This window comes from Bacillus sp. MUM 116, assembly GCF_001866655.1.
In the GTDB taxonomy this organism is placed as follows: Bacteria; Bacillota; Bacilli; order Bacillales; family Cytobacillaceae; genus Neobacillus.
On record NZ_MLYR01000005.1, the window covers coordinates 119,903 to 130,005 of the forward strand.

General features: G+C 39.2%; 10 protein-coding genes. 8 read left to right on the forward strand and 2 right to left on the reverse strand.

Annotated elements, in window-relative coordinates; genetic code table 11:
- The first annotated feature begins 63 nt into the window (after positions 1-63).
- The 6 genes from BIV60_RS01815 (at position 64) to sigK (ending at position 5,542) form a co-directional block, all read left to right on the forward strand.
- A complete protein-coding gene (locus BIV60_RS01815) occupies positions 64-702 on the forward strand; it encodes a class I SAM-dependent DNA methyltransferase (RefSeq protein WP_071354038.1) in 639 nt (212 codons plus the stop codon).
- Positions 703-715: 13 nt separating this feature from the next.
- Positions 716-1,411: a 5'-methylthioadenosine/S-adenosylhomocysteine nucleosidase gene (gene mtnN, locus BIV60_RS01820; protein WP_071354039.1), complete on the forward strand. Its 696-nt coding sequence runs from the start codon at positions 716-718 to the stop codon at positions 1,409-1,411.
- Between the two features lie 19 nt (positions 1,412-1,430).
- On the forward strand, positions 1,431-2,354 hold the full coding sequence (gene cysK, locus BIV60_RS01825) for a cysteine synthase A (protein WP_071354040.1): 924 nt from the start codon (positions 1,431-1,433) through the stop codon (positions 2,352-2,354).
- A complete protein-coding gene (locus BIV60_RS01830) occupies positions 2,355-3,491 on the forward strand; it encodes a bifunctional cystathionine gamma-lyase/homocysteine desulfhydrase (protein ID WP_071354041.1) in 1,137 nt (378 codons plus the stop codon).
- 497 nt (positions 3,492-3,988) lie between these two features.
- Positions 3,989-4,129 (forward strand): YrzI family small protein, encoded by a 141-nt coding sequence (locus BIV60_RS28070; protein ID WP_083402058.1) that lies wholly within the window; start codon positions 3,989-3,991, stop codon positions 4,127-4,129.
- A gap of 696 nt (positions 4,130-4,825) precedes the next feature.
- Positions 4,826-5,542 (forward strand): RNA polymerase sporulation sigma factor SigK, encoded by a 717-nt coding sequence (sigK, locus tag BIV60_RS01835; protein WP_026572373.1) that lies wholly within the window; start codon positions 4,826-4,828, stop codon positions 5,540-5,542.
- A gap of 22 nt (positions 5,543-5,564) precedes the next feature.
- Here the strand turns inward: sigK and BIV60_RS01840 are convergent, their stop codons facing one another.
- A complete protein-coding gene (locus BIV60_RS01840) occupies positions 5,565-6,536 on the reverse strand; it encodes a F510_1955 family glycosylhydrolase (RefSeq protein WP_071354042.1) in 972 nt (323 codons plus the stop codon).
- Positions 6,537-6,718: 182 nt separating this feature from the next.
- On the opposite strand from BIV60_RS01840, the gene BIV60_RS01845 reads away from it, so the two are divergent.
- Positions 6,719-8,518 (forward strand): M3 family oligoendopeptidase, encoded by a 1,800-nt coding sequence (locus tag BIV60_RS01845; RefSeq protein ID WP_071354043.1) that lies wholly within the window; start codon positions 6,719-6,721, stop codon positions 8,516-8,518.
- A gap of 42 nt (positions 8,519-8,560) precedes the next feature.
- Here BIV60_RS01845 and pssA read toward each other — a convergent pair whose 3' ends face one another.
- Positions 8,561-9,100: a CDP-diacylglycerol--serine O-phosphatidyltransferase gene (gene pssA, locus BIV60_RS01850; protein WP_071354044.1), complete on the reverse strand. Its 540-nt coding sequence runs from the start codon at positions 9,098-9,100 to the stop codon at positions 8,561-8,563.
- Positions 9,101-9,228: 128 nt separating this feature from the next.
- Between pssA and BIV60_RS01855 the strand changes: the two genes are divergently transcribed.
- Positions 9,229-10,020, forward strand: coding sequence for a phosphatidylserine decarboxylase (locus BIV60_RS01855; RefSeq protein ID WP_071354045.1), 792 nt, complete (start codon positions 9,229-9,231; stop codon positions 10,018-10,020).
- Positions 10,021-10,103: the final 83 nt, after the last annotated feature.

Below are 10,103 nucleotides of genomic sequence, written 5' to 3' on the forward strand. Positions count from 1 at the left end.
GTTTTTGTCTAATCCATAGTATACTCATAGGAATTATACGTTTACATCAGGAGCGTGGAAATTATGGGTAGAGAATTTTTAGATGTATTTGAGCAATGGGCAGATTCGTATGATGAAACGGTCATTGGCCATGATCAAGAATATAAAGAAGTATTTTCGAGTTATGAGAGAATTTTAGAGTTAGTTGCTTCCCGTTCATATGGCCATGTGGTGGAATTTGGCGTTGGAACTGGTAACTTAACCAAAAACCTTTTAGCCAGTGGTTTAATTGTGACTGGGATCGAGCCTTCACCCTCCATGAGACAAATTGCCGAGGAAAAACTAATGGGTGAGGCAATTATTCTTGATGGTGATTTTCTTGAGTTTCCGGCAATCAAAAACATCGATACATTTGTCAGCACCTATGCCTTTCATCACCTTACAGATGATGAAAAAGCGGCTGCAATTGAAAAATATAGCATGCTCCTTTCAAAAGGTGGTAAAATAGTGTTCGCGGATACGATGTATGAATCCGAGGAAGATTATAATCATGCAATTTCAAAAGCAAAAAGCGAAGGCTTTCATAATCTGGCAAACGATTTGGAAACTGAATACTATACAACAATTCCTGTTTTAAAAAATATATTGGAAAATAACGGATTTAGTGTTTCATTTGAAAAGTGCAACGAGTTTGTCTGGTTAATGGAAGGAGTAAAACGCTAGAAAGAGGTAAGTAATGAAAATCGCAATCATTGGAGCAATGGAAGAAGAAGTAACCTTACTAAGGGACAATATCGATGGGAGAAGTCAAGAAACAGTGGCAGGCTGTGAATTTACCTTTGGCCAAATGAACGGTACAGATGTGATTTTACTGCGTTCCGGGATTGGTAAAGTAAATGCAGCTATGTCAACGACTATTCTTCTTGAAAAATATAAACCTGACTATATTATCAATACAGGGTCTGCAGGAGGATTTAATCCATCTCTAAATGTTGGGGATGCGGTCATTTCAACGGAAGTTCGTCATCACGATGTGGATGTAACCGCCTTTGGTTATGAGTATGGGCAGGTCCCACAGCTGCCTGCTGCATTTACAGCAGATCAAAAGTTAATTGAAGTTGCAGAAAATGCCGCAAAAGAGCTTGATAATTTTCAAATTGTAAAGGGAGTAATTGCCACTGGGGATTCTTTCATGGAAGATCCTGCACGTGTTGAATTTGTCCGTTCAAAATTTGATGACCTTCAAGCCGTAGAAATGGAAGCAGCAGCGATTGCCCAAGTAGCACATCAATTTGGTGTTCCATTTGTTATTATCCGTTCCCTTTCAGATATTGCCGGAAAAGAATCAGAAGTTTCATTTGACCAGTTTATTGACCAGGCAGCACGTCATTCGGCCACATTAGTGATGAAGATGGTAGCAGCATTGAGATAGACAAGAAAGTGGTGGAAAAATGAATATTTATAAAAATGTTCATGATTTAATTGGTCATACACCTATGGTAGAAATTAATCACTTTCCCATGCCGGAAGGTGTCCGTTTATTTGCAAAGCTGGAGTTCATGAATCCAGGAGGAAGTGTTAAGGACCGGCTTGGGGTTGAATTATTAAATGCGGCCTTTGCAAGTGGAAAAATCCGTGAAGGCAGCACAATCATTGAGCCAACCGCAGGAAATACCGGAATTGGCTTGGCTCTTGCCGCTATCAATAAAGGCGTCCAAGTCATTTTGTGTGTACCTGAAAAATTCAGCATAGAAAAACAGGAGTTAATGAAGGCGCTTGGAGCAAAAATTGTTCACACTCCGACGGAAAAAGGAATGAAGGGGGCCATTGCCAAAACGGAGGAACTTCTAAAGGAAATTCCAAATTCTTATTGTCCACAGCAATTTGGTAACCCGGCAAACCCTGAAACGTATTATAAAACGCTCGGCCCGGAAATTTGGGAGCAGACGGGTGGCCAAGTGGGTGTCTTTATAGCAGGAGCAGGAACCGGCGGAACCTTTATGGGAACAGCCCGTTATTTGAAAGACCAGAAAAGGGATGTAAAAACGGTCATCGTTGAACCGGAGGGGTCAATTTTAAATGGCGGTGAATCTGGTCCTCATAAAACAGAGGGTATTGGAATGGAATTCCTCCCTGGTTATATGGATCCGACTTATTTTGATTCGATTTATACCGTTTCTGATGATGATGCTTTTGTCCTTGTTAAGGAATTGGCAGCAAAAGAAGGCCTTCTTGTTGGCAGTTCTTCCGGTGCTGCGTTTTATGCCGCTTTAAAAGAAGCAAAAACAGCAGAACCGGGGACAAATATTGTCGTCATCTTTCCTGATGGAAGTGAACGTTATTTAAGCAAAAAGATTTTTGAAGGGGGCATTTAAGTGAAGCGGAAAACAAAATTAATTCATGGTGGTTTAAGCGAGGATCCGGCAACAGGTGCGGTATCATTTCCGATTTATCAAGTAAGTACGTATAAACAAGAAGGCGTCGGCGGACATAAAGGGTTTGAGTACTCTCGTACCGGGAATCCAACCAGACATGCGCTTGAAGAGCTTATTAAAGACATCGAAGGTGGTAAGGCAGGCTTTGCCTTTGGTTCCGGAATGGCGGCCATTACAGCCGTTTTCATGCTGTTTAACAGCGGGGATCATGTCATTCTAACAGATGATGTATACGGCGGTACCTTCCGTGTCATGACCAAGGTCTTAAACCGAGTCGGGATTGATTCCACTTTTGTAGATACAAGCAATATAGAAAATATTAAAAAGGAAATTAGGCCAAATACAAAAGCCATATACCTGGAAACACCAACAAACCCTCTATTAAAGGTAACCGATATTGATGCAGCATCTAAGCTTGCAAAAGAACATAATCTGTTAACGATTGTTGATAATACCTTCTCAACACCATATTGGCAAAACCCGCTTGAGCTTGGAGCGGATATTGTCCTTCATAGTGCTACTAAATATATTGGGGGACATAGTGATGTTGTTGCGGGATTAGTGGTTGTGAAGGATGATCAGCTTGCTCAAGACCTCCACTTTGTTCAAAATTCTACTGGCGGGATTTTGGGGCCGCAGGATTCTTGGCTGTTGATCAGGGGAATAAAAACATTAGGAATTCGCATGGAAGAAACAGAAGCGAATACAACAAAGATCGTCGAATTTTTATTATCACATCCAAAGGTGAATAAAGTGTATTACCCTGGACTAGAAACACATCCGAATCACTCGATTGCGAAAAAACAAGCCCGCGGCTTTGGCGGCATGGTTTCATTTGATGTCGGCAGCGAGGAAAATGCCGACAAACTATTAAGCAAAGTAAAATACTTTACGTTAGCAGAAAGTCTTGGGGCCGTAGAAAGTTTAATTTCCGTACCGGCTAGGATGACACATGCATCCATACCTGCTGAACGACGTGCTGAATTAGGAATTGTCGATGGATTGGTTCGTATTTCTGTTGGACTTGAAGATGTTGAAGATTTAATTGAAGATTTACAACAGGCTTTGGAATCATAATCAAATTGAAGCCCGGCATTTTAGCTGGGCTGTTCTATACACATTTATGTGTTAAATTGATGACCATGAAATTTTTGAAATAATAGGCTTTCCCACGAGAGCGTTTATTTTTTTTGCCCATTTTAAAAAAAATTGGTAAAAAAGGTTTACAAAGTAATTGGATATGGATATAATTACCGTAGTTAGTAAAAAATTCTAAAGGAGGTCGAATCAAATGATGATGTTAAGTCCAATTTCAGCGAAAACTAAAAATCTGAATATCGTGCATTCGACCAGACTGGAATGGATTGCTTAACGTGCTTTTTACCATACATATCCATGCCGCAGGGAGAATGACGCCTTGCGGTATTTTTGTGCCTAAAAATTGATGGTGCTTAAAAAAGCCGCAGGAGGTGTTGCTTCTTGCGGCCTTTTTGTGCCCTTTTTTCAGTCCTTTTGGATATGTACCGCATAATGTGTAGAGGTTATGAAAAATCCTTTAAAGGAGGTGAAATTATATGACCCTGAATATTTTATTCCTTTCCATTACCATTAAAAAACGGCGGATTAGTGTTGAAGAAGCAATCCATCAAGAAATGGTTGAAAAGATTTATCAGGAAAATAAAGATCGTCAAATTTACATGCACCATTGGATGTAAGTACCAAAAATTTGCAGAACAGAAAGGTGGTTTTATATATGATTTATTTCATTCAAGGAAGAGAAGCTAGTTTGTGGGTTATGAAAGATACCACATAACCATCATTAAAATAGGAGGTTATGGATTATGCCGTTGCATTTTGTTTTATTGTCACTTTTCCTAAGAACTAAAAAAAGAATTCATCATTAATCACATAATTTGATTATTAACAAAATGTTCACACCCCTTAAAGATTGATCCTGTGAAAATATGATAAATTTTAATTAGACATAGCAGAATCATTCTTAAAGGGGTGGGGAATATGTTGTTTATTGTTGCACTTTCACTTGTTGTTACTGGGGCGATTGGCTGTTATATTGCAGCAGAGGTAGCAGCATAATGTCAGGACTAGAAGCATTGACCATTCAGGTGGTTGATGCTTTTTAATTGAACTAAAATAACTCCGAGAATTGTCCAGCTCCTGCGCCTAGCCCCTCGAGGGAAAAAATGAACTGCTTTTTTCCTAGGTTGCTTCGGCCCCAGCGATGAAGTCAAAGACCGACTTCACCGCCGGGGCCTCCAGCACTTGTCGGGGCTGACCAAGGCGCATCCGCTTTTCTTTTTAAATAAAAATTAATGGACAGACACATTCTCTCTGATTTCTACATAGGAATTAGTTATAGGCACTAGTCTAATATGGCTCGGGGGTGGATGTGTGTGTCCGGAATTTTTACGGCTCTCGGTTATTTAGTAAAGGAATTTCTTTTTCTAGTCTCTTATGTAAAAAATAATGCCTTTCCGCAGCCTCTGTCTGCTGCTGAGGAAAGAAAATATCTTCGATTAATGGCAGAAGGGGATTCACATGCGCGTAATATGCTGATTGAACATAATCTCCGTCTTGTCGCCCATATCGTAAAAAAATTTGAAAATACAGGGGAAGATTCCGAGGATTTAATTTCCATCGGAACCATTGGATTAATTAAAGCTATCGAGAGCTATTCTGAAGGAAAAGGAACAAAGCTTGCCACTTATGCAGCGCGATGTATTGAGAATGAAATCCTTATGCATCTAAGAGCTCTGAAGAAAACGAAAAAGGATGTTTCTCTTCACGATCCGATTGGGCAGGATAAAGAAGGGAATGAAATCTCACTCATAGATGTTCTCAAATCAGAATCAGAGGATGTCATCGACACCATTCAACTAAACATGGAGCTAGAAAAGATTAGAAAGTACATTGATGTACTGGATGACCGCGAAAAAGAAGTTATCATTGGCCGCTTTGGACTTGACTTGCAAAAAGAAAAAACCCAGCGGGAAATTGCCAAAGAACTTGGAATTTCAAGAAGCTATGTATCAAGGATTGAAAAGCGGGCACTGATGAAAATGTTCCATGAATTTTATCGGGCAGAAAAAGAGCGGAAGAAAAATCGTTAATGATATAAAAATGGAGCGGGAGTTAATCCTGCTCCATTTTTCCGTTCTTTAAGAGAACCTGCCAATTTTTTGCACCATCTGTTGTTTCATAAACATCATTTTTATAAGTAGAAAAAGCAATTTGTTTTCTATTTTTCGGATTAACGGCCAAATATGTAATCGGATTGTCGTAATCCAAGAAAGGAATCGTCCAATTTTTCATACTTCCTGTTTTCGGGTTAATGGTTTTTAATAGGATGCTTCCATTTTCAACACTGGAGTAAATAAGTTCATCTCCGATAAATGTAAGCGCTGTTACCATAACAGGTGTTGTAATAAGCTTCATGGTATTTCCATTGTCCTGTGAATAATAAATACCTGATCTTGTTGACATTGCCATAATGTCACCGTTAACTGGGTGGACGGCGATCATACCTAGTGAATCGGCTTTAAAACTATTAAATTCGCTTTTCTTCCAGCTCTTTCCGTTATCCTTTGAATAATTGACACCTGGAGCGAATTTGCCGCTTTGCTCCTCATTTATGACATAAATTCCATTTCCTGAATAGCTTGCGGCCATAAAGTGAAAATCCTTTTGTCCGTAAAAGGCTAGCTGATTAATTGTTTTGCCTTTATCCAAACTTTGAACTAAGCCCAGCGGATTCTTTAAGTCCGTTCCTTTTTGTGGATGGCCGCTTGCTAAAAAGCCTTTTTCAGTCGCCTGAAATCCCATATAGTCATGGAGATTTGATGTAGTATTAAACCATTTTGCATCCTTATACATCTTCAAGCCGTCATGGGAGGCAAGATAAAGCCCATTGTCATTGCCAGGATAGCCTATCCCGTGAATATGGTCTACTTTCAGATTTTTTGCTTCAATAATTTTATATTGTATGTTCGCATTAGACTGTTTTGCTTCCCCTTCACTCTTCTTACTTTGATTTTTGTTTGAGCAGCCGGCAGCAATCATCACCAATCCTAATAAAATAGTAAATAAAATCTTTTGAATCTTCACTTCTTCTCCTCCTGAACGGACAAAAATCATAATCATTTAAGTTTCTTGATGAATCCTTTTCCTTCCACTTATACCCTAGTCTCTGTAAAGTTGTCAAATTTCTTATTCCATTCCTGAAAATAGAATTTTTCGAAAAAGAAACATATAATAAATTTGTACATATATAAAGGGGGGCATAAACATTGACAGCTGTTACATATTCAAATGTCTGGAATCTTGATGTGATTTTCAAAGGAGGAAGTGATTCTCCTGAATTAGCAAATCACTTACAAAAAACAGAAGAATTAATTCAGCTTTTTCAAACAAAGGTCAATCAGTGGGTACCCAAAAATTATACCGAGGTTAAAATCAATTTACATGAGTTATTAGTAGATTTTGAGGATGCTGCCAAAAAGCTTCGTCAGGCTGGAGCTTATGTGGGCTGTCTTCAGGCACAAAACACAGAGGATCAAAAGGCATATCAGCTCGATTCAAAAGTAACAAGTTTAAGTGCCACTTTTCAGACTGCACTTGCAGGCTTTGACAACCTGTTAACTTCAATTGATGATTCCATTTGGACACAACTGCTAAAGGAAGAGTCATTGAATGAACTGTCATATGTATTAACCGAGCGCCGCGAACGAGCGAAAGATAAACTATCCAAGGAAGAAGAGGCATTAATTAATGCACTTGGGGTGGATGGTTATCATAGTTGGGGGCAACTTTATGATTTAATTGTCGGGAAAATTAAAATTCCATTTTCGGAAAATGGGGAAGAAAAGCTATTATCGGTCGGCCAGGCCTTTAATAAATTTTCAAGCCCTGAACGGCCGATCCGCGCCGCAGTATTTAAAGATTGGGAGTCTGCCTGGGATGAGCAGGCCGATCTCTTAGCGAAAACATTAAATCACCTCTCAGGGTTCCGTTTGAGTGTTTACGAGAAAAGAGGCTGGGATGATGTTCTCAAGGAACCTCTTACCATCAGCCGCATGAAAAAAGAAACACTTGATACGATGTGGGCAGTGATAACAGAAAGCAAGGAGCTGCTAGTTCAATATTTAAATCGAAAAGCAAAGCTGTTAGGTCTGGAAAAGCTGAGCTGGTTTGATTTGGACGCCCCATATGGGAAAACGGAATCAAAGGTTTCTTATCAGGAGGGTGCGGAATTTATTCAACAGCAGTTTTCTCATTTTGGCGAAAAACTGGCCGCGTTTGCCAAAAAAGCTTTTGAAGAACAATGGATTGAAGGGGAGGATCGACCAGGGAAGGCACCAGGCGGTTTCTGTACGTTTTTTCCGGAAAGTAATCAATCACGAATTTTCATGACTTACTCGGGAACCCCTTCCAATATTTCCACCCTTGCGCATGAATTGGGTCATGGTTTCCATTCATTTTCGATGAAAGGTGTTCACTATTTAAATCGTAATTATGCAATGAATGTTGCAGAAACAGCATCCACCTTCGCTGAAATGATTGTTGCCGATGCAGCAGTAAAAAATGCAAAAGATGAAGAAGAGAAACTTGTTCTCCTTGATGATAAAATACAAAGAACCGTTGCCCTATTAATGAATATTCACGCCAGGTTCCTGTTTGAAATAAGTTTTTACGAAGAAAGAAAGCAAGGTCCTGTTTCTAAAGCAAGGTTGAATGAACTAATGCTTAAAGCACAAAAAGAAGCATATTGTGATGCGTTGGAAGAATACCATCCCTTATTCTGGGCCTCAAAACTCCATTTCTTTATTACAGGAGTCCCATTCTATAACTTCCCGTATACTTTCGGATATCTATTTTCATTGGGGATCTATGCCAAGGCTCTTGCGGAAGGAAAAGGGTATGAGGAGAAATATATTGCCCTTCTGAGGGATACAGCTTCCATGACCGTTGAGGATTTGGCGCAGAAACATCTACAGGTTGATTTGACACAAGAGGATTTCTGGAAACAGGCAGTAAAACCTTGCTTGGATGATATTAAAGAATTTCTTGAATTAACAAAAGATAAATAATAAAAAGCCCGGCAGAATGTCTGCCGGGTTTTCCTGATGAATTTATACTTTTTTAAGTTTAAAGGAACTAACCATAAGAAATGATAAAATAATGATAATGAATAAAAAGGCTTCAGGCGGCAGAAAGGGAATCGCCAGAAAACTTAACGTTACTAAGCAGCCTGCTGCGGTTATTGGTAACCCTGTAAAATAGCCGTTGCTTTCTGTTATGTTGAAACGGGCTAGTCTAAATGCTCCACATCCGATATATAATACCGTAAAAAAGGTACCCGGCCCGCCAAAATCCTGTAAAATTCCTTGGTACAATAATAGTGCCGGAGCGACTCCGAATGATATAATATCACTCATGGAATCCAATTGCTTCCCGAGATCTGATTCAATGTTAAATTTTCGGGCAATCATTCCATCAAAACGATCGGCAAATGCTGCAAGAAATATTAATAACAAGCTTAATCTTAAATTTCCATGTAATCCTAATACAATTGCAAAACCGCCTAATGAAAGGTTTGTTAAGGTGATAACATTTGCTGTTTGGGATTTAAGTTTTTTTATTGTTTGATCAAAAACGTCCAACAAAAACATTCAGCTCACTCCTTTTTAATCAAACGGAAGAGAATCAATTTTTCTAAGTATTTACTTTATAATATTTAATATTAAGGGTTTTATGACTAATCGTAAAGAGTATTTTTACACTATTTGGGGGTTATTCAATGATACAGCCTTTTTATCGGCTATTGATCGAATTAACAAATGGAAGGTGGACATCTTTCCTGTTAAAGCGGTTTGCCCGTTCTAAGGTCAGCCGGTTTGCCGTTCCTTCTTTTGCAAGGATTTATCAATTAAATCAGGAGGATATCGAAAATTCTTTTCGGGATTTTCCTACTCTGCATGACCTTTTTATCCGCAAGCTCCGGAAAGATGCAAGGCCTATCGATAAAGATTCAAATTCTGTTGTCAGCCCGGTAGATGCAGTGATTGAAGATATCGGACCTATTAAAGAAACAAGTGAAATTGTTGTAAAGGGAAAGATATACTCTATTGATGAAATGCTTGGCAATCGTTCTGTGTTGGAAAAATATTTAAATGGGACGTACATGATTCTCTATCTGAGCCCGAGCCATTATCACCGAATTCATAGCCCCGTCGATGGCACCATTACAAAGCAATGGACATTAGGGAGAAAATCATATCCGGTGAATAAATGGGGACTTAAATACGGTGTAAGAACACTTGCAAAAAATTACCGGGTGATCACGGAGGCTGAGACCGAATTTGGACATATTGCTGTGGTAAAAGTAGGAGCAATGTTTGTTAATTCAATTGAAACCACACACAAAGGCAGCTGTTTGGAAAAAGGGGAAGAAATGGCGTATTTTAGTTTTGGATCAACCGTTGTCCTGCTATTTGAAAAAGGAATATTTGAAATGGACTCCGCCATACATACGCCGAAAGAGATTAAAGTGGGAGAAAAACTCGGCACCTTACAAAAAAGCGGCACTTAAGCAGTGCCGTTTTAAAATGCAATAAGAAAAGCGGAAGCGCCCTGCTCAGCCTCAGGCATAGCACAAGACAAGCCGGCCGAAAG